Source organism: Chelatococcus caeni (genome assembly GCF_014196925.1).
Lineage (GTDB): Bacteria > Pseudomonadota > Alphaproteobacteria > Rhizobiales > Beijerinckiaceae > Chelatococcus_A > Chelatococcus_A caeni.
This window is the reverse complement of sequence record NZ_JACIEN010000013.1, coordinates 1-20,329: the sequence shown is the minus strand read 5'-3', so window position 1 is coordinate 20,329 and position 20,329 is coordinate 1. Positions and strand designations below refer to the sequence as shown.

At 63.3% G+C, this 20,329-nt stretch carries 18 protein-coding genes and 1 pseudogene; 7 read left to right on the top strand and 12 right to left on the bottom strand.

The features are described 5' to 3' along the window. Positions 1-42: 42 nt before the first annotated feature. The 10 genes and pseudogenes from GGR16_RS25720 to GGR16_RS25675 all read right to left on the bottom strand — a co-directional run. Positions 43-489: pseudogene (locus GGR16_RS25720) on the bottom strand (helix-turn-helix transcriptional regulator); the annotation flags it as partial. A gap of 94 nt (positions 490-583) precedes the next feature. Next, positions 584-1,228 (bottom strand): 3-oxoacid CoA-transferase subunit B, encoded by a 645-nt coding sequence (locus tag GGR16_RS25715; protein WP_183319045.1) that lies wholly within the window; start codon positions 1,226-1,228, stop codon positions 584-586. A 1-nt stretch (position 1,229) separates the two neighbouring features. Further along, positions 1,230-1,946, bottom strand: coding sequence for a CoA transferase subunit A (locus GGR16_RS25710; protein WP_183319043.1), 717 nt, complete (start codon positions 1,944-1,946; stop codon positions 1,230-1,232). A 243-nt stretch (positions 1,947-2,189) separates the two neighbouring features. Beyond that, positions 2,190-2,699, bottom strand: coding sequence for an acetone carboxylase subunit gamma (locus GGR16_RS25705; RefSeq protein ID WP_183319041.1), 510 nt, complete (start codon positions 2,697-2,699; stop codon positions 2,190-2,192). 158 nt (positions 2,700-2,857) lie between these two features. Beyond that, on the bottom strand, positions 2,858-5,167 hold the full coding sequence (locus GGR16_RS25700; RefSeq protein ID WP_183319039.1) for a hydantoinase B/oxoprolinase family protein: 2,310 nt from the start codon (positions 5,165-5,167) through the stop codon (positions 2,858-2,860). Between the two features lie 24 nt (positions 5,168-5,191). Further along, a complete protein-coding gene (locus GGR16_RS25695; RefSeq protein ID WP_183319037.1) occupies positions 5,192-7,345 on the bottom strand; it encodes a hydantoinase/oxoprolinase family protein in 2,154 nt (717 codons plus the stop codon). A gap of 129 nt (positions 7,346-7,474) precedes the next feature. Beyond that, complete coding sequence (locus GGR16_RS25690; protein ID WP_183319035.1) at positions 7,475-9,301, bottom strand: sigma-54-dependent Fis family transcriptional regulator; 1,827 nt, start codon at positions 9,299-9,301, stop codon at positions 7,475-7,477. 90 nt (positions 9,302-9,391) lie between these two features. Further along, positions 9,392-10,264, bottom strand: a complete 873-nt coding sequence (locus GGR16_RS25685) for a LysR family transcriptional regulator (RefSeq protein WP_183319033.1) — start codon at positions 10,262-10,264, stop codon at positions 9,392-9,394. Positions 10,265-10,426: 162 nt separating this feature from the next. Then, positions 10,427-11,833 (bottom strand): ATP-binding protein, encoded by a 1,407-nt coding sequence (locus GGR16_RS25680; protein WP_183319031.1) that lies wholly within the window; start codon positions 11,831-11,833, stop codon positions 10,427-10,429. Beyond that, a complete protein-coding gene (locus GGR16_RS25675) occupies positions 11,830-12,495 on the bottom strand; it encodes a winged helix-turn-helix domain-containing protein (RefSeq protein WP_183319028.1) in 666 nt (221 codons plus the stop codon). Before GGR16_RS25675 ends, GGR16_RS25680 begins: the two co-directional genes overlap by 4 nt. 135 nt (positions 12,496-12,630) lie before the next feature. Here GGR16_RS25675 and GGR16_RS25670 point away from each other — a divergent pair, with 135 nt between their 5' ends. After that, positions 12,631-13,269, top strand: a complete 639-nt coding sequence (locus GGR16_RS25670) for a DsbA family protein (RefSeq protein WP_183319026.1) — start codon at positions 12,631-12,633, stop codon at positions 13,267-13,269. A 13-nt stretch (positions 13,270-13,282) separates the two neighbouring features. On the opposite strand, the gene GGR16_RS26625 is transcribed toward GGR16_RS25670, so the two are convergent. Beyond that, entirely contained in the window at positions 13,283-13,669 is a 387-nt protein-coding gene (locus GGR16_RS26625) for a hypothetical protein (RefSeq protein WP_183319024.1), read from the bottom strand. Positions 13,670-13,738: 69 nt separating this feature from the next. On the opposite strand from GGR16_RS26625, the gene GGR16_RS25660 reads away from it, so the two are divergent. The 6 genes from GGR16_RS25660 (at position 13,739) to GGR16_RS25635 (ending at position 19,486) form a co-directional block, all read left to right on the top strand. Then, positions 13,739-14,182: a protein tyrosine phosphatase family protein gene (locus GGR16_RS25660; RefSeq protein WP_183319022.1), complete on the top strand. Its 444-nt coding sequence runs from the start codon at positions 13,739-13,741 to the stop codon at positions 14,180-14,182. Between the two features lie 296 nt (positions 14,183-14,478). Beyond that, positions 14,479-15,276, top strand: a complete 798-nt coding sequence (gene dsbG / locus GGR16_RS25655; protein WP_183319020.1) for a thiol:disulfide interchange protein DsbG — start codon at positions 14,479-14,481, stop codon at positions 15,274-15,276. 105 nt (positions 15,277-15,381) lie between these two features. Continuing rightward, a complete protein-coding gene (gene dsbD / locus GGR16_RS25650) occupies positions 15,382-17,241 on the top strand; it encodes a protein-disulfide reductase DsbD (RefSeq protein WP_183319018.1) in 1,860 nt (619 codons plus the stop codon). Beyond that, the gene (locus GGR16_RS25645; protein WP_183319016.1) at positions 17,238-18,041 is read left to right on the top strand and encodes a TlpA disulfide reductase family protein; all 804 of its coding nucleotides are present in this window, start codon (positions 17,238-17,240) and stop codon (positions 18,039-18,041) included. The genes dsbD and GGR16_RS25645 overlap by 4 nt, the downstream gene beginning before the upstream one ends. 107 nt (positions 18,042-18,148) lie before the next feature. Beyond that, positions 18,149-18,760, top strand: a complete 612-nt coding sequence (locus GGR16_RS25640; RefSeq protein WP_183319014.1) for a L,D-transpeptidase — start codon at positions 18,149-18,151, stop codon at positions 18,758-18,760. Positions 18,761-18,844: 84 nt separating this feature from the next. After that, positions 18,845-19,486, top strand: coding sequence for an SAM-dependent methyltransferase (locus GGR16_RS25635; protein WP_183319012.1), 642 nt, complete (start codon positions 18,845-18,847; stop codon positions 19,484-19,486). Positions 19,487-19,540: 54 nt separating this feature from the next. Here GGR16_RS25635 and GGR16_RS25630 read toward each other — a convergent pair whose 3' ends face one another. Further along, positions 19,541-20,260 (bottom strand): L,D-transpeptidase, encoded by a 720-nt coding sequence (locus GGR16_RS25630; RefSeq protein ID WP_425486605.1) that lies wholly within the window; start codon positions 20,258-20,260, stop codon positions 19,541-19,543. Between the last annotated feature and the right edge of the window lie 69 nt (positions 20,261-20,329).

Here is a 20,329-nt window from a genome sequence, read left to right as displayed (position 1 = left end):
CAACCCGGCCAAGCCGGAAAGCGCGGCCACCAATGCCGCCAGCTACACCACGCGGTGGAACACCATCGCGTAGTACGCTGGCGGCGTTCCAGCGTGTCGCGAGAACGCGACGCTGAACGTGCTTGCCGAGCTATAACCCACGCGTTCGGCCACTTGGGTTACGCTGAGTCTTTCCCGCCTCAGCAGGTCCTTCGCCAGGGCCATGCGCCAGCCCAGGAGGTATTCCATCGGCGCAACGCCGACTTCGCGCCGGAACCGGTCGAAAAATGTCGAGCGTGAAAGCGCGGCCGCCTTCGCGAGATTCATGACTGACCAACTCTTGCCCGGGCGTTCGTGCATCTCCCGCGGCGCGACGGCAAGCCGATCGTCGCAAAGTCCGCGCAGCAGGCCAGGTACCGAAGCCGGTCCCGTGGTTGATCGCAAGGCCTCGATCAGCAAAACCTCCAGCAAGCGGGCCAATACAACCTCGCGACCGGGCACCGCAGCGCCCGCGACCGGGCCGAGGTACGTATCGTTTGGCGCGGCGGCGTAACGACTAAGCCGAGCGCCGCGAGCATCGTTGCTCGCTCCCCAAACAGCCTGGTCAGCCGATCTGCAAGTCGAACGACGCCCGTGTTTTGGCCCTGATCTCGTCCAGCGCAACGCCGTCGGCAAGCTCAATCAACGTCATGGGCTGCGCCCCTTCGCGCGCCAGACGAAACACGCCAAGATCGGTAATGACGAGATCGACGACGCGCTGTCCGGTTAGCGGCAGGGTACAGGATTTCAGGAGTTTCGGCTCACCTCGCGCCGCGTGCTCCATCACCACCACGACACGTTTCACCCCGGCCACGAGGTCCATGGCCCCGCCCATGCCTTTCACCATCTTGCCGGGAATCATCCAGTTGGCGATGTCGCCGCATTCTGACACCTGCATCGCGCCGAGGATCGACAGGTCGATATGGCCGCCGCGGATCATGGCAAAGCTGTCAGCGGACGAGAAATAGCTGGTCTTCGGCAGCTCGGTGATGGTCTGCTTGCCGGCGTTGATAAGGTCGGAGTCCTCCTCGCCCTCATACGGGAACGGCCCCATGCCGAGCATGCCGTTCTCGCTCTGCAGGGTGACGTCGACCCCATTGGGAATATAGTTGGCCACCAGCGTCGGAATGCCTATGCCCAGATTGACGTAGAAGCCGTCGCGGATTTCGCGTGCTGCGCGGGCCGCCATCTGCTCTCGCGTCCAGGCCATGTCAGGCGTCTTCCGTCTGGCGTACCGGGCGCACCGTGCGCTGCTCGATGCGCTTTTCAGGGTTCGGCACTTGCACGATGCGCTGCACATAAATGCCGGGCGTATGGACATGGTCGGGATCGATCTCACCCGCTTCAACCAGATGCTCGACCTCCGCCACGGTGACGCGGGCGGCCGTCGCCATCACCGGATTGAAGTTACGGGCCGTCTTGCGGAACACCAGATTGCCTTCGGTGTCGGCCTTGTACGCATGGACGATGGCGAGGTCCGCGAACAGGCCGGTCTCCATCACATGGTCGATCCCGCCGAAGGCGCGTACCTCCTTGCCTTCAGCCACGAGCGTGCCAACGCCGGTGCGGGTGAAGAAGGCGGGAATGCCCGCCCCGCCGGCGCGAATGCGCTCGGCAAGCGTGCCTTGCGGATTGAATTCAAGCTCAAGATCGCCTGCAAGATACTGCTCGGCGAACAGCTTGTTCTCGCCGACATAAGAGGAGATCATCTTCCTGATCTGACGCGTCTCCAGCAGGATGCCGAGGCCGTAGCCGTCGACGCCGGCATTGTTGGAAACGACGGTGAGGTCGCGCACGCCGGAAGCGCGGATCGCCTCGATGAGAGTCATGGGAATGCCGCAAAGGCCGAAGCCGCCAGACATGATCGTCATGCCGTCGGTCAGGATGTCCGCGAGTGCTTCGACCGCGTTTTGAAAGACCTTTCTCATCGAGCGTTCCAATCGAAACTTGACCGGGAGGGGACCCTTGAAGAGCCGCCACATAGAATTGTTCGGAAGGTATGCTGCCAGTTACGGCGTGATTGCCACCTTCAGGACGCCCCGCTGCGCCGTTGTGAGAACCGCACCCGCAAAGGCAGGCATGGCTCCAGCCGGAGGGCATGATCGCGCCAGATTTGTTGCAGCGGGCACGGCACGTGAAAGCCGTGCCCGCTGTAGTGGATGAGGCGGCTGCTATACGGCCTCTACTCGCTCAGGGAGTGCCAGCCCGAGCCATTCCTGGTAGAAAGTGTCGATGTCCGGCTCGAAATCGTGGATCACTGGATACCAGGGCGTCGGCGCCTCGACGTCGAGCAAGTCGCCCGATTTCGGGCAGTAATATTCGCGGATGACCTGCCAGGTGCTGGTGGGGGCCATCAGCTTCGGATAGAGTTCCTCCATCTCTTCCGGTGTCTCGCGCACCCGCATCACCGCGTGCAGCTTCCAGTTCTCACGCCAGTCACAGAACTCATGCCCCGCATGGCTCTTGACGACCCAGCGTTTGTCGCTCGGGCGCTGCACGATGTAGAGCTTGGGGCCGAGTGGCAGGACGATCCTGTCGTCCCACGGCACCTGCTCCTGCAGGATCTCCAGATACATCTGGAAGCGCTCCCGATCCTTTGGGGTGGAGAGCATGGTGTGCAGCGTGTCGCGGTCGATCTTGCCGTGGACGAGGTCCTTGATCTTCGCTTTTGTGTAAGCCATTTCCGTTCCTCCCTGGGAGCATCGAACCGAAAAGTGCGTGCGGTTTTGGGATTGCTTCGATGCTCGATCAAAATCTCAGAGCGTCCTTGGTGCGTCCGGCCGGACGCACGGCGCTCCAGGTGGGTGCTGGGCGCCCCTTGCGGAGCGCCAGCAGCGCATCATTCCTCGACGAACTGGACAGTCTTGACGTCCGGCAGTTCGGACAGGTCCATGGAGTATTCCCGGCCGTAAGACGGGATCGGCAGGTCGGCCTCCAGAAGCTGCCAGTCGACCGGCAGATCCCAGAACTCGCGGAATCCTTCCTCCCAGCGCGGCCCCAGCTTGAAAGAGGCGGCATACATCTGCTGGACATGCACGCCCGCGTCCTTGGCCAGGATGCGCTCGCGCTCTTTCGCCATCCACGCCTTGGTGGGCACGGCTTTGGCCAGACGCTCCTTGCGGATTTCGGCGCGTCTCGCCTCGGTACGGGCCTCGTCCATACCCAGCAGCCCGTCGGCCGACTTCACCAGCACCACGCCGTAGACGCTGTCGGCGAAGCGTTCGAGCAGATAGCCGCCGTTGACGTCATCGGCCACCTTCTGCGGCTCGCGGTCGAGCGGGTCGCCGAAGCCGGGGCCGCCACGCATGTAGTTGAGGTAGAGGTCGTAGTCCTTGAACATCTCCTCGGTGGTAATGGCCTGCTTGTCGCGTTTGATCTTCGCTTCCGGCAGCAGTGCATCCCAGACCGGGTTCTCCGGATCGGCATCGCCACCATGCGGGATGGCTCCACCCTCCTCGATGATCTTCTTCAGGCCAGTATCATGCGCGGCGAAGCGGTAGCCGGAGGCAGCAGGATAACCGCCCATCAGGCCCCAGTCGGAGCTGATGTGGCCATTGCCCATGAAGAACATGGTCCAGTCCTTGGCGTTCCAAACCATGCGCAGAGACTGGAAGCCGCAGCCGCCGCGATACTTGCCGGCACCGCCTGACGACGCCTTGATCTCGCGGCCGAGATAGATGAGTGGCTCGGCCAGTTCCCAAATCTCCATGTCGCCCATGTCGCCTTCCGGGTTCCAGATCGCGGCGGCGTGGCTGATGCCGTCGCCGATGGCAGAGGCGCCAACGCCATTGGCCGCGCATTCGAACGAGTTGACGGCATGGATCTCGTCATACTGGTTGAAGCCGCCACCCTGCAGCCAGTTCGAGGTGTTGGCGTTGCCGGCATTGACCTCTTCCAGATAGCCGCGCCCGAAATAGGCACGGCTCAGGCCCCGCCACAGCGAGGTCCACGACGAAACGAGGAAGTGCCAGCTATAGGCGAAGGCCACGCGCCGGTCGTCCGGGTTCATCCAGGTGCCTTTGGGCAGCCGGAACTCGGTGCCGTAGGCCGCGCCGTCATTGATCATCTCGGTCGGGATCAGTGTCTGGGTCATCATTACCCAGATCCCCGAGGTGAAGGAGACGGCATGGGCGTTATAGGTGTGCCAGCCCCACCGGCTCGATCCCTCGAAGTCGAGACGCCATGTGCCGTCCGGACGGATGGTCATCTCGGAGGGCGTGTGCATGATCGTGTCGACCTTGGCGAAGTCGGACGGCACGCGCACGTCCTCATGCGCGTAGGGCACGTCGACGAAGCCCACCTGACGGTACTTGCCGGGGATGGTCATCGCCTTGATGCGGTTCTGCAGGCCGACACGGCCATGCTCCACCGCCTCGTAGGCAAACTTCCAGAAGGCTTCGATGCCCTCGTCGGCAACCACCTCCTCGACCAGCTTGCGGATCATGTGACAGCCCGCGACACGGGTACGTTCATCCAGCATCCAGTAGCGCGTGGTGCGCACCATGCGCTGCGATTCGTGCAACCAGTCGCGGAACAGCGTGTCGTTTTCGCCGATCTTGCGGCAGGTCACAGAATAGCCGTCGCCGAAGCGCTGCACCTGGCCTGTGCACATGGAGCCGGGACCGACCGCGCCGGTGTCGATGACGTGGGTGACGCCGCCGACCCAGCCGATCAGCTCGCCCTCGTGGAAGATCGGCACGATGGTATGAATGTCGCAGGGGTGCACATTACCGATGAGCGAGTCGTTGTTGCAGAAGATGTCCCGGTCCTTGATGCCTGGATTCTCCTCCCAGCCGTTCTCGATCATGTATTTGATCGCCGCGCCCATGGTGCCGACATGGATGATGATGCCGGTGGAGGTGAGGATTGCATCGCCCGCCGCGTTGTAGAGGGTGAAGCACAGCTCGCCCTCCTGCTCCACGATCGGACTCGCCGCGATCTTCTTGGCCGTCTCGCGGGCATCGACGACGCCGGCGCGAAGTCGTGAGAACAGCTTGTTATAGAGGATCGGGTTGGACTTCTGCAGCGCTCTTTCCTTGAGGCCTGCGTAATGTCCGGTGGACTTGGTCTTCGCCAGCACCTCGTCGCGATGTTGCTTGAGGGTCTGGCCGCCGCGCACGATGCCGCGGATCTTGGTCTGGATGTTCATGTGGGTTCTCCTCCCTTCAGGCCGTTACACTTCCTTGAGATGGAACAGCCGGTGGCCGTCGAGCCAGGTCTCGAAGCCGCCGGGCACGACGAAGGTCGTGGCGTCGGATTCGATGATGGCGGGGCCGGCGATGCGGTTGCCGGGCCGCAGCGTCTCCATCTGGTAGATCTGCGCGTCGACCCATTTGCCCTTGCGGTAGAACTTGCGCGTTCCGAGCTTTGCGCTCTCGGGTGGCGTCGACTCACCCTCGGGTTCCTTCGGGATCCTGGGGCGCGGGATCGGCACGGTGCCGCGCATGATCGCGCCGGTGACCGAATAGCCGAGCTCCGGCGAGCGGGCCGAAGCGGCATAGACGCGGCCATAAGTGTCGTTGAAGGCATCAACCAGTGCGTCCCAATCATCGGGCGTGGAAGCGCTCTTGATCGGGCTTTCGATCTCGAGGTCGTTGAGCTGGCCGCGATACTGCATGCGGTAGCCCGGCTGGAGCTGCACCTGGTCACGCGAGTAGCCGTTGAGTTCGAACTCCTCCAGCACGCGCTCCGTCAGCTCGGCCCATGCCTCGTTGAGCACCCGCGCCTCTGCCGCCTTGGCCTTGTCGGAAGCATCCTCGGCGATGTTGATGTCGAGCGATTTGTCGTAACGGTATTCAAAATCCGCCGCCGCGCAGCCGAAGGCCGAGAAGCCCGCCGCCCATGCCGGCACGATGACGTCCTCAAAGCCCAGACCTTCGGTGTAGCCATAGGTGTGGACCGGACCCGCGCCGCCATAGGAAAAGCAGGTGAAGGAGGTGGGCGAATAACCCTTGCCCGAGATCATGGAGCGCAGATAGTCGCGCAGATCGCTGTCCAGCAGTTCGATCACGCCGGCGGCCGCTTCTTCGACCGACAGGCCGAGCGGATCGGCGATCTGCTCTTTCATCGCGTTCCAGGCGCGCTCGCGGTCGAGCTTGACCTGTCCGCCGAGGAAGTTGTCGGGGTTGAGATAGCCGAGAATGACATGACAGTCGGAAATCGTCACCGTTTCAATGCCGGATTCGGCCCAACACACGCCCACGCGATACCCGGCGCTGTCCGGTCCGAGCTTGATCGCCTTGGTGTAAGGGTCGAGGCGGATGAAGGAGCCGGCGCCTGCGCCAACAGAGTCCATCGCCACCAGCGGCAGCGATAGAACCAGACGCGCCATGTCGGGATCGTTGCGGATGGTGAGCTCGCCCTGCGTGATCAGTGCCACGTCGAAGGAGGTGCCGCCGATATCGGAGCAGGCGATGTTCTTGTAGCCCAGCACCTCTCCCAGATATTTGGCGCCGATGACGCCCCCGATCGGACCGGAGACGATGGTGCGGGCAAGCTCCTTGGCTTTCCACGAGATGGTACCGCCGTGGGTGGCCATGACGCGGAAGTCGAACTTGGAGCCGTTCTCTTTGAAGGCGCTCCCGATCTTGCGCAACGTCTCGCGCGAAGGCTCGGCCGCGAAAGCCTCGAGGATGGTAGTGTTGGTGCGGTGGGTTTCCTTGCGCACCGGATAGTAGTCGGTCGAGGCGAAGACCGGGATCTTCTTGCCCCATTTCTCGATTTCCTCCTGCACGATGTCCCGCACCCGGCGCTCATGGGCAGGGTTGCGGTAGCTGTGCAGCAACGAGATGACGATGCCCTCCACGTCCTGATCGATCAGGTCTCGCGCGGCTTTCCGAGCGGTGTCCTCGCGCAGTGGGATGACCACCTTGCCGAACATATCGACGCGCTCCATCACGCCGCGCGTGAGGTGGCGGGGAACCAGCGGCTCGTCGTAATAGTGGGTATTAAGGTGGATGCGGTCCTCATAGGCGAAGCCCAGATACGCCTGGATCGCCCGCCCCATGCGATGGAAATCCTCCATGCCGGCATTGACGATGAGGCCGGTGCGCAGGCCTTTGCGCTGTACCACGCGGTTGAGCATCGCCGTGCCGGAATAGACGCCGGTTTGGATGGTCGAGAGCGCCTCCTGCAGATTGAGACCCCATTGGCCCAGACCGTCACGCGAGCTTTCGATCAGCCCGAGTGCTTCGTTTTCAGGTGTCGATTGCGCCTTGCCAACGACGAACTCGCCATTGGAATCGACGAAGAACGTGTCGGTCATGGTGCCGCCGGCATCGATCCCGAGCACCTGCACCGTTCGTTTGGTTTGTTTGTCCAACTGCATTCTGATTCCTCCCTTCATGGCCAGACCCGCAAGATCGGGATTGGCCGCAGGGGAAAATGTGGATTCAGAAATGCACCATCGGACGTCCGATTTTCGGACGCCCTGACGGACATGTTGCGGACGCGAAGATCAGGACTTGCGCGTGCGAGCGATGCCGTAGCTGTCGAGCTTGAGATAGAGCGTGGAGCGGGCGATACCCAGCCGGCGCGCGGCTTCGGTGAGATTTCCGTCCGCAAACTCGATTGCTTCGAGGATCTCGGCTTTTTCAGAACCGCGCAGCGTATGCTCTTCCCTGCGCTCGGACCGGCGACGCATTTCGGCCGGCAGGTTCTTCTCGTCGATCAGGCCGCTCGGCGACAGCGCATCGAGCATCGCAACCAGATTGGACATCTCAAGCAGATTCCCCGGCCAGTGGTAGGCCTCCAGCAGGCTGAGTGCGCCGGAAGTGAAGCGCAGTTCGCGCTTGCCCGTAGTGCGTGCGTGGCGCTCGGCCACCATACGCAGCGAGGGGATGATTTCCTGTCGGCGCATGCGCAAAGGCGGTATGATCAGCCGTGCGCCGGCCAGCCGATAGTAGAGATCCCCGCGGAACCTGCCACCCTGCATGGCGTCGTAAAGTGGCGTGGATGACAGGGACAACAGCTTGATGCCGTTGCACGCGCGGGCGCTGACCTGTTCCAGCAGGCTGAGCAGCAGCTTTTGGGCCTCTGGCGGCAAGGATCCCGGCCGGTCGAGGCATAGCGCGCCGCCGCTTTCCGCAAGCTGCTCCAGCATGGCGGAACGCCGGGTCTCGCGTGCAAGATCCTCGCGCAGCGCTCGTGTGGTGAGCGTCGAGCAGTCGAGCATCTCGAAGCTGCCGGGCGGCCGGGCGGCGGCGCGGTGAATCGCCTGCGCAAGGAAGGTCTTGCCGGTTCCGGTTTCTCCTTCGATGAGGATCGGGATATGCGTTCCGGCGAGTCGCCGGGCCTGCCTGCACAGCTCGAATGTCACCGCGCCGATGCGGCCGATCTTGTCGAGCTCGGCTCCATGGCTGACCGGCACGGGTCGCCTGCGCGGCAGCGAAAGCATGACGCCGATAGCGTCCTCGCCCTCGGCGATGACTTCCAGATCGGCGCCTGGAAGGGAGCCCGACAGCGCTTCGGCGATATCCTCCGGCGCTTGCCCCATCAGATTGGGAATGCAGGCGCGCAGGAAGTTGAGCGCTTCGTTGCCGTCGTACAAACGGCGGAAATCCTCGCTGGCAAAGACTTCGCGCGCCGAGCGATCGAGCACCAGCACGGGGTCGGAGCCAAGCCGGCGCCGGCGCATTTGCAGCCGCTCCATCAGCTTTTCTCGCTCCATCGCGTGGTGCCGACCGAGATCGGCCTCGATCTGCAGCGCCAGCGTGGCCGAAAGCGCTGCCGCATTCGCCTGTTCAACGTCGTTCGGCCAGGATATATCGACAATGCCGAGCAGTCTGCCGTCGGCGGGATCGGTGATCGGCGTGGCGGCACAGTTCCAGCGGTGGATTTCCTCGCAATAGTGCTCGACGCTGTTCACCTGTATCGGCCGGCGTAGATGGATGGCGGTGCCAATGGCATTGGTGCCAATCGAGGACTCGCTCCAGCGCCCGCCGACATGCAGATGATTCTCGCGGCCCCTTGCCTGCGTGACCTCGTCGCCGGCGACATCGAGCACGACGCCGCTATTGCTGCACAGAAGCAGCATGTTGCCGGTGTGGTTCAGAAGATATCCGGCCTTCTGAAGCGCGGCGCGCGCGCCAAGGCGCAACCGGCGGGCTTCCTGGCGATGGGCCACGAGTTCGCTTTCGCCGAGCTTCGGCGCGCTCTTGAGACTGGTGATGCCGCTGCTGGCACTGCGCTGCCAGCTTTGCAGCACAGGCTCGCGGACGCTGAGAGGAACACGCCCGATGGCCATGTACTCTTCCCAGTCCCGCTTCGTAATGCTGGCTACCATCTGTTCCTCCCGAGCAAATGGCGACGGCGGTATCATAGGGTAGCATTGGGCGGGATGTAAGTGCGTATTCTGGCCCTCATGCGACCATGGTCAAATAGAGCTGGCAGGGATCGAACGCTCTGTAAGAGGGACCAGGCTGAGGTCACGGATGGTCACCCCCCTCCAAGCCTCGACGACCGGCGTTATTCCTTTGCCCATGGCGACCATATGCATCAAGGTCTCCTGATGCACATCGTGATATTCAACCATCGGATAGGTGCTGTAGTCACAGATTCTCCGCACGATGTAGTCACGGATTTCCGGTCCGGGACCAAATCGGGATACGATGAACACTTCATCGACCAACTGCGACCAATCGAGCTTCTCGAGCCGGGACAATGGATGGGACCGAGGCAGGGCGATATGGACCCGCTCTCGCCAGAGCTCCACCGTATTGCACCCCTTCACCTCGCCGTTGCCCGTAAAAAATCCCACGTCGAGCTGATGGGCGCGAATGGTGCGAATATGGTCCTGACGCCCGCCATCACGAATATCGAGCCGGACTCCAGCGTGCGCAGCCTCGTATCTACATAGGAGCTCCCGCAGAAATCCTCCGGCGAGCGTCGTGATCACCCCGACCCGCAGCCTGCCGGTCTCCACACGCCCCGCAGCTTCCGCGCACTGGATGGCCTGCCAGATCTGTCGAATCGCCGGGACCGCTTGCTCAATGAACTGCCGGCCTGCTTCGGTCAGCCGAGTGCCAAACTGGCCACGCTCGAACAGTCCGACACCTGTTCGATTCTCGAAATCTCGTATAGCTTTGCTGACACTAGACGGTTCCACACCCAGAAGATCCGCCGCGCCCCGAATGCTCGTGCTCTCTGCGGCGGCCAAGACATATCTTATTTGCCTGAAGTCAAAGTCTTTGGCCTTGCCAAAATGATCTGACGACGTCGCTTCTCGCGGATGCTTTCCTTTCGACATTCCGCCCCTTCCGGACATTTCCTACACGCGGGCGAGCTGACCTTTCGTCGTTAGAATCGGCCGCACAAGCAATGCGCCATTTGCCCTTACAGTCCTCTTCTCGGGCTGGGTGCCGCAGGTCCGGGCCGTGGCGTAGGCTGTAGTCAGAAGCTGTACCTTCTACTACGAGCAGCTGATTGCTCTGTTCTCGGCGCGATCGGGATCGGCGCGGGGCGCTCGCGACAGCATGGCTTTGCTGAATTGCAGCTCCGCGCGAAGACCGCCCTCGGAACGGTTCCCGAGACTGACATTCCCGCCGAGGCGCTTCGCCGCCAGCTCGGCAATCGCGAGCCCGAGACCGCTTCCCATCGCTGTCTTGTTGCGGCCGCGGTAGAACCTTTCGCAAACCTTGGGCAACTCGTCTTCGGGGATTCCGGGGCCGTTGTCTTCAATGGTCACCGCGACGGCGTCGCCATCGATCCTCACTCCGCAACGGACGACGCCGTCGTTGCGGGAATGCAGCACGGCATTTTCCATGAGGTTGCGCACCGCCAGCATGAACAGCGACGCGTCGAGCTGAAGATAGATATCGTTCAGCTTGGCGTCGATCTCGATCGGCACCGCGTCCGAGTAGTGTTGGCGGATGTCGTCGACGAGCTGGCCGACCAGCTTGCCCAGGTTGACGCGACGACCGTCGGCATCGGCTTCGCCCCGCTCGGCATTCGTCAGGTCGGTGAGCTGACGCATCAGCCGAGAGGTCCGGTCCACTCCGACCACAATCTGGCGCAGCGCGTTGCGCCGAATGTCGGGATCGTCGCTACCCAGCGCGACCTGCGCCTGGGTTTTGAGTCCCGCAACCGGCGTGCGCAGTTCATGCGCCGCGAAAGCCGTGAAGTCGCGCTCGCGCTCGCGGGCCGCATGGACGCGTCCGAACAGCCCGTTGAGCGAGCGGATGACGGGCTTGATCTCGGAGGGCGTGTCCACGTCCGGCAGCGCGCTCAGATCGGACGCCGGACGTGTCTCCAACGCATGAGCCATCTTGTTGAGAGGCCCGAGGCCTTTCCTGACGCTCAGCCATATCAGCCCGGCCAGGATCGGCAGGATCAGCAGTGCCGGAAGGGCCAGGCCCCGGATGACATCGGCGACCAGCCGGTCGCGAACGCGCATATTGTCCCCGACGAGAACGCGCATGCCCAGATCGGCGTTGACCACGGCATAGACGCGCCAGGTCTCTCCATCGATGAGCGTCTCCGAAAAGCCATCCTTGGCATCGGATAGGGGAGTCGCCGGCGCTGCGTCCGAACGGCCGACCAGGGTCCCGTCCAGCGCCCAGATCTGACACGAAAGCTGGCGATCGTAGGAGGCATGCATGGTTGGCTCGATGGCCGGAATCTGCGCTGCGCGCATCGGATCGATCTCCTGGCTGGTGATCAGCGAGCTCACCATGCGCGCCGCCTCGATCAGCCGGGCGTCGAGAACCCGCTCCACCTCAGCGCGGGTGCTGAGATAGATCCAGGCGATAGCCGACATCCACACCACGCCGGTGGTGATCATCAGGATCAGGAAGAGCCGGCTCCGGATCGACGTCACGCGGTCGCCTCCGCCAGCTTGTAGCCGACGCCGCGCACCGTCTCGATGACGCCCGGGCCGAGCTTCTGCCTCAGATTGTGGATGTGCACTTCGATCGTGTTGCTTTCGATATCCTCTTGCCAGCCATAGAGCCGGTCCTCGAGCTGCGACTTCGACAGGATTTGGCCGGGCCGATCCATCAGCGCATGCAGGATGGAGAACTCGCGGCGCGAAAGACGAACCGCCTCACCGCTCTTTGAGACCGCCATCGTCGCGGGATCGAGGCGCAGATCGCGCCAGATGCGGCAGGCGGACGTGCCGCCGTTGCCGCGTCGCGTCAGCGCCCTCAGCCGGGCGGCTACCTCGTTCAGATCGAAGGGCTTCCCCAGATAGTCGTCCGCGCCGGCGTCGAGGCCGGCGATCCGGTCGGGCACGCTGTCCCGCGCCGTCAGAAGAAGGACCGGCGTTCCAACCTGCCGCCCTCGCAATTCGTCCAGTACGCCGAGCCCCGAGCCGTCAGGGAGCATCAGGTCGAGAACGACCGCGTCAAAGGCCGAGATTCTTAGTGCAGCCGAGGCATCGGCGCAGGTGGAGACTGCGTCGACCGTGAAGCCGGCCAGGCCCAGCCCGACCTGCAGGCCGTTCAGCAGCACCGCGTCATCTTCGACGACCAAAACCCTCATGACAACTTTACTCAGCTTCCGTCAGAACAGTCGCAATCGGGTGCCGACCTTAAGCCAGCCTTAAGGTGGCAGGCGTGGATCCCGGCTCCAGGCGGTATGCCGCCTGTCCCTCTCACGATCGAAAGGAGATTCCGTATGCCAGCTCTCACGCGTCGCGGCGCCATGGTCGCCATGGGAGGCGCGGCTCTCGCAGTGCCTCTCATGCAACGCTCCGCCCTCGCGCAACACGCCGACGTTTCGAAGGAAATGATTCTCAATGACCCCGCGGCCCCGGTTTCCGGAGACCCCCGCGGCGACCTGACGATCGTGGCCTTCCTCGACTACAACTGCCCCTACTGCAAGAAGTCCGCGCCCGACCTTGCTCGCGTCGTGAAGGAAGACGGCAAGATCCGCCTCGTCTACAAGGATTGGCCGGTGATCCGGCCGACCTCGATCGATGGCGCGACCATGGCGCTCGCCGCCAAATATCAGGGCAAATACGAGGTTGCGCACCACGCGCTGATGGGCATTCCCGGGGTCGGCGTCCCAAGGGAGAAAATGCGCGAAGGTCTGGAGGCCGCGGGCATCGACATGCGCCGCCTCGACGCGGACATGACAGCCAAGGCAGCTGAAATCGACGCCATCATCAAGCGCAACATGGCGCAGGCCGATGCCATCGGTTTCTCGGGCACGCCAGCCTACCTCATTGGGCCCTTCCAGACTTCGACCCTGGACTATCAAGGCTTCAAACTGGCTGTGGCGGACGCGCGAAAGCGGCAGGCAGAGGGACAGTGAGACGAACACGTGCTCACCACCCCCGCTCGCGATGTTTGCTGTCGATCCTGCTGCCTTTGATCTTGCCGATCGCGACGGTCAGCGGGCACGAGCCATAGCCGTCATAGGCCTTCGGAAACGACTTGCCATCGCAGGCGGACAGGAGGTTGGCCACCACGGAAGACTGAAGCCGCACGGCTGCAGCCGTCTGGGCATTTGCCGTCGAGACCGCATCCCTGCCCGGCTGGTACGAATGCGTCTCCGAGGGCTCCGCGACGGCGATGTCGAGATCACGCCTCGGTCGCTTGAACTCGCAACGGCTATACCGGCGGCTCCTCCACCGACGATGATGATGTGGTGCTTGAGCTGCAGCGCCTTCGGCTCCTGCGGATGCACGGCAGCTTCCATTGAATTTTCCCATTTTCAGATCGTTACTTCTGATTTTATGTAACTGTGTAATCCATGTCGACAATAGTCAAGCAGGCATCCCATGGAGCTCATTCCGGTCACAGAGAAGTTTTCCGTCGCGGGGCAACTTCAGCCCGACGATTTCGCTAAGTTGCGTCGCCTCGGGTTCAGGAGCGTCATCAACAATCGTCCCGACGGCGAGGACCCGTCACAGCCGGGAACCGATGTGGAAGAAGCGGCGGCCAAGGCGGCCGGTCTCGACTACGTGTTCATCCCCGTCACCAGCACCTTGATGACGGCGGACGATGCTCGCCGTTTCGCCGAAGCCATCGTCGCGTCGGACGGCCCCGTCCTGGCGCATTGCCATTCCGGCGCGCGTTCCTTCTACATGTGGGTGCTGGCCGGCGACGCGGACGTTCCGGGATTCAAGAATGACAAGTTCGTCGCCACGGCGAGCGGGACCGCACCGGACCACGCCCAAGTCCGGATCGCTGTGAGTCGAGGTCCAGCCAAACCAACGATGTAGGGTTTCTTCGATCCTCGCACTTGAGGCCGTCCGGTGCGTCGCCGGCGATCCGGCGATCAGATCATGCGCCATCATCGATCCGGTCCTCGCCTGCGCCGAGAAGCCCGGAGCTGCCAGGACCGAACACGCCGACGGGATCCTCGCCAATTCGTCGAGCAGGTCCTGATGGTTGAATGTATTTTCGACACCCAACCCCGCACGGCGTCCACCTGCGGAGGCCGCCGTCTCTCCTAATGCTGTCTTAAGCTGGCAGGGAGAGGACGCCAACGTTCTGAGTTTTGCACGCGACGGTCTCAATGGGCATGATCGAATTGAAGAAGCTTCTGCTCGCTGCCGCTTTCGCAGCGAGCCTCGCAGGCTGCAATGACGACAGCGGCACGGCCTCGGCAGATGCTGGCCGTGAGGGGGAGGCGGTCTTGCAGGCTCTCGAGGAACGGGGCCTGGCCGTCCACGGTCCTCTCGATGTCCCGGGAGGATTGAGCGCATTCGCCGCGAGCTCGGGCACGCAGCCGGTGGCCATCTATGTCATGCCGGACTCCAACTACGCGCTGATCGGCGCGCTGATCGATGCGCGCGGCAGTTCCGTCGCTGACGCCGAGTTAAATCGGGTGGCGAGCGAACCGATCGAGCGCGAGGCTTGGGCAGCGCTCGAGGCCGCGGCCTGGGTTCAGGACGGAAACCCCAATGCGGAGCGCGTCGTCTATGTGTTCACCGATGCGAACTGCCCGTACTGTAACCAGCTATGGCGCTCGGCGCGTCCATGGGTGGAGGCCGGCAAGATCCAGCTACGTCATATCATGGTCGGCGTGATCCGCGCCGATTCTGCCGGGAAGGCGGCCGCGATCCTGGAAGCATCCGATCAGCAGGCCGCGCTCACTCAGAATGAACTGAACCATGCCAGCGGCGGCATCGCCCCTCTTGCGACCATATCCGCCGACACCAACGCCAAACTCAACAGCAATGTCGAGTTGATGAGGCGGCTGGGCTTCAGCGGCACGCCGGGGCTCGTTTCCAGAGGCAGCGACGGTTCCCTCAACGTGCAGGCCGGCGCCCCCCGGGGAACCGCCCTCGAGACCGTGTTCGGGCCGCTTTAGGCCGTATCGGTCGCCGTCGTGCGGCGTCAGCAGACCGCGCACCTCTTAAGCCTGCCTTAAGCTGCCGATCAGACCTCTCCCGCCCGTGTCACATGAAGCGGGAGCATGCCGTTGCCTTCGAGAACTATCTGGTCCGTCCTTGTCGCGGTGCTGATGATTGCGATTGCCGCGATATCCACGCCGGCATCTGCGCAGGTGACGTCCACGGGAGGGATGCCGCTCCCCGTCGATCAGGCGTTCCAGCTCTCTGCGACGCGCGAAGGCGACGAGGGCGTCCGGCTGCAATGGACGATCGCGTCAGGCTACTACCTCTATCATGATAAATTCGGCGTCACGCAGGGCGCGTCCGACCTCGCGATGCCCGAACTCCAGGGCAACGGTCAAAGCAAAGACGATCCGACATTCGGCCCATCCACCGTCTTCCATGACCACGTCGCCGCCGTGGTTCCTCTCGGAGCCTCGGCATCCGGCCCGCTCGAAGTCCACTATCAGGGATGTCAGGACAACGGCATCTGCTACCCGCCGATCGTCCGACATGTCGATGTCACGACGCTCGCCGTGACCGATCCGCAGCAACGCGCACCGGCAACCCAGGCTCATGAATGGACAGCTCCCATTTCGGGGGCGCCGGCGCTGGCGAGCGGCGTCACCATCGCGGCGGATAATGGCGGCTTGATCGGCTCGCTGCTCAAAGACGGCGGCGTCGCGATGGTGCTGGCAAGCTTCCTGATGTTCGGCGTGCTGCTCGCCTTCACCCCTTGCGTGTTCCCGATGTACCCGATCCTCGCCGGAGCGATCGCGCGTCAGGGCGACTCGGTCACAGCGGTCAGGGGGTTCAACCTGTCGCTCGCCTATGTCTTGGCCATGGCGACCGCCTTCGGGCTCCTCGGCGTGGTCGCCGCCTGGTCGGGCCAGAACCTGCAGATGGCGCTTCAGTCTCCGCTCGCCATCGGCGCCGTCTCGATCCTGTTCGTCATCCTCGCCCTGTCCATGTTTGGCCTGTTCGAATTGCAGCTGCCATCGGCCTGGGTGAACGCCATCGGCCGTATCGGACAGGGTGATCGCGGGTCGCTGGCCTCGGCCGCACTGCTTGGCTTCACCTCCGCGCTGATCGTCGGACCGTGCGTCACCGCACCGCTCGCCGGTGCGCTGATCTATATCGCGCAGACCGGCGACGTGGCGCTTGGCGCCGCATCGCTCTTCGCGCTCGGCCTCGGCAAGGGCATTCCGCTGATTGCCTTCGGCACGCTCGGTCCGAAAGCCTTGCCCAAGGCCGGGGCGTGGATGACCTCGGTGCGCCAGGCGTTCGGCTTCGTGTTCGTGGCCACCGCGATCTGGATGGTCTCGCGCCTCATCCCCGCCGAGGCCGCTCTTGCGCTCTGGGCCCTCTTTGCCATTGGTCTTGCGGTGTGGCTCGGAGCCTTCGATTCGCTCGGGCCCGACGCACCAGGGCGACGCCGGACCGCCAAGGCCGCCGGCATCGCCGCAGCCCTCTACGGCATCGTGCTCGCGGTCGGCGCCGCCAGCGGGGCCAATGACCCTTTCCGTCCCCTGAGCAACCTCACCGCGAACACGAGGGGCGGCGCCGGTTCTGCGCAAGCGCTGGCTTTCCGAAACGCGGCGACCCCGGCCGAGCTGCGAACCGGGCTTGCCGCAGGCAACGGCAAGCCCAGCCTCCTCTATGTCACGGCCGACTGGTGCATCACCTGCGCGGTCATCGATCGCAGCATTCTTTCCGATCCCGCCGTCCAGTCCACGCTCGCCCGCTTCAATCTCATCAAGCTCGACGTCAGCGCCAACACGCCCGACCAGCGCCAGATCATGCAGAGCCTTCAGGTCGTCGGTCCACCGACGATGATCTTCGTCGGTCCCGAGGGACAGGAGGCAACGGGAACCCGCCTCGTCGGCGACGTGACCAAGGCGACCTTGTGGGCCTCGGTCGAGCGTACGGGCCTGGTCCAATGAACGCCATCAGCATCGGCCCGTTCGTCTTCGCCGCGGCGCAGTTCGCGGCCATTCTCGGCATTTTCGCCTTCACGATCACAACGTCGATCCTGGCACGCCGCGTCGACCCGCTGATCGGCCGCTGGTCGACATGGGCGTTGATCGGCGGCCTGATCGCGGCGCGGCTCGGGCATGTCGGCCTGCATTGGCAAAGCTTCATCGCAGAGCCGTGGCGAGTGATCGCATTCTGGCAAGGCGGCTTCGAGCCGGTCGCCGGTCTGATCGGCGTCGCCATCATCAGCGCTTTCTTCATTCGTTCCCTCAAGACCGGTGCGGCAGCCGCAGGCGCGCTTGGCCTCAGCCTTGTCGTCTGGATCGGCGTCACGCAACTCACCCAGGCGACTCTCGGCCAGCCTGCGCCGACCGTCGCCCTGCAACAGATCGACGGCCCGCCGCTTGCCGTTAGCGACGTCGCCGGCAAGCCGGCCGTTATCAATCTCTGGGCGAGCTGGTGCCCGCCCTGCCGCAGGGAAATGCCATTGCTTGCCGAGATCGCCGCAAGCAGGGACGACGTCGCCTTCCTCTTCGTCAATCAGGGCGAAGGCTCGGACACGATCCGCTCCTATCTCGCATCCGAGAATCTCAAGCTCGATCGCGTACTGCTCGATCAGTCGATGCAGATCCCGCGGCACTACGGGACGATGGGGCTTCCCATCACCCTTTTCCTCAGAGCCGACGGAACCCTCGCGTCCATGCATATGGGCGAAATCTCCCGGGAAGCCCTTAACGCCAATATCGAGAAAATGACGGGTCCGACATGACGCCGGTGGTTCCGATGCAAATCGCGGCCGGTCCGCTGCCCTTCACCCCCAAAGTTGAACCATCCGCCTTCCTCGATCCGGGCGCGGCCAACGATGCGTAACGACCAATGATTTCGTCTAGGAAAAGCGGCGCGTTCTTCACCCTGCTGGTCAGCCTCGTTGTGGCCGGTTGCACCACGACGACATCCACATCTGTCACCCAGGCGCGCGATCGCTCACAACCCGCCGCTGGGATCGAGGCTTCCAGGGTCGATCCGAAGAACCGGCGACAACAGGTGGACTATCGCACGCCGCATGCCCCGGGAACGATCATCGTCGATACGACAAATCGCTTCATCTATCTGGTGCAGGAAAACGGAAAGGCGATGCGTTACGGGGTCGGCGTCGGTCGCGAAGGACTCGCGTTCACAGGCACGGCCAATATTGGTCTCAAGCGCGAATGGCCGCGCTGGACGCCGACACCCAACATGATCGCTCGCGAGCCCGAACGATATGCGCGCTGGGCCGCCGGGATGGAGGGCGGACCGAACAATCCTCTCGGCGCGCGGGCGCTCTACCTTTACAAGGACGGTAAGGACACGCTGTTTCGCATCCACGGCACCAATGAGCCGCACACCATCGGCCATGCCGTCTCGTCCGGCTGCATCCGCATGTTGAATCAGGACGTCATCGACCTCTATCGTCGCGTCCCGGCAGGATCGAAAGTCGTTGTGCTGTAGCCGCGTTGGCATAGTCAATCATTTGGAACGGACGCCTCCCATTCCAACGATCCGGAGGCCTTCAAAGCAATGGGGTTTCGTAAAATGGAGATCAATTGGGACAGCAGATTCGAACGTGAGGACTATCTCTTCGGGACCGAGCCAAACGCTTTTCTTGCCTCGCAGGCCTTCCGGCTGCAACCTGGAATGAAGGCGCTTGCGGTCGCCGACGGAGAGGGGCGCAACGGCGTCTGGCTCGCCGAGCGCGGGCTCGACGTCGTTTCGTTCGATGCCTCAACGGTCGCGCTTGCAAAGGCGCGGGACCTCGCCCGCCGACGCGACGTGACCTTGCAGACCGTGCATTCCGATCTTGCCAAGTGGGAGTGGGAACCCGAAACCTACGACGTCGTCGCCGCGATCTTCGTGCAGTTCGCACCGCCCGATTTGCGCAAGACGATGTTTGAAGGCTTCCACACATGCCTGAAGCCTGGCGGAATTCTGATCATGCAGGGATATCGCGTCGAACAGCTTCGCTACGGCACCGGTGGCCCGCCGCACGCCGATCATCTCTACACGAAGGATATGCTGATCCGGTCATTCGGGCATTGGGAAATCCGATACCTTCAGGAGCATGACAGCGTGATCGAGGAAGGAGCCGGGCATTCCGGCATATCGGCCCTGATCGATCTCGTTGCCGAAAAGGCAAGACATGATGTCCTGCCGCTCCCCTCATTGAAGGCCGCGTAGACGGATTGCATAGCGATGTCGTAGCTCGTGACGTCATCGCGCATCGGGCGCCACCTAGCCAACCGCCAGATACGACATCATTGGGTCGGGGATGACGACGATCGGGCTGCCATCGCGAACCTCGTCATGGAGATGGATGACATCCTGATTGAGCAGCCGGATGCAGCCGGACGAGACGGCATGGCCGATCGAAAAGGCCTCAGGCGTGCCGTGCAGCCGATAGAGCGTGTCGCGCCCGCCTTCATGAATGTAAAGCGCGCGCGAGCCAAGCGGGTTGTTGAGTCCGGGGTCCATTCCGCCATTTGCGATGCTGTACGGCTCCAGCTCGGGCTGGCGGGCGACCATGCTGTCGGGCGGCGTCCAACGCGGCCATTTGCGCTTATAGGCGACGATCGCGCGCCCCGACCATGCAAAGCCTTCGCGGCCGACGCCGATGCCATAACGCGTCGCGCGGCCCTCCGGCTTCACATGGTAGAGGTACTTGCCAGGCGTATCGACGATCAGCGTTCCTGGCCCCTCCTCTGTCGGATAGTCGACCTCCGTCCGCCAGAAGCGGCGATCGACCTGGGAGACGTCGACCTCGGGAATGGGGAACGGCTCGTTCGGCATCGCCGTATACATCAGCGGAACCGCGGGTTCCGGCTCGACCTTGACAACTGGCGCCATCATCGGGACCGGCTGGCGTGTCGATACGCAGCCCGCCAGTGTAAAGGCGCTGGCGCCGACCAGAAATGCGCGCCGTGCCAGCGGCCTGGAAAGTGTCGTTTTACTCAATTGTCTCTCAGCCTTCCGAATCATTCCGGTTCAGAACGCTCAAACGTCAGGGCCACCTTAAGCCTGCCT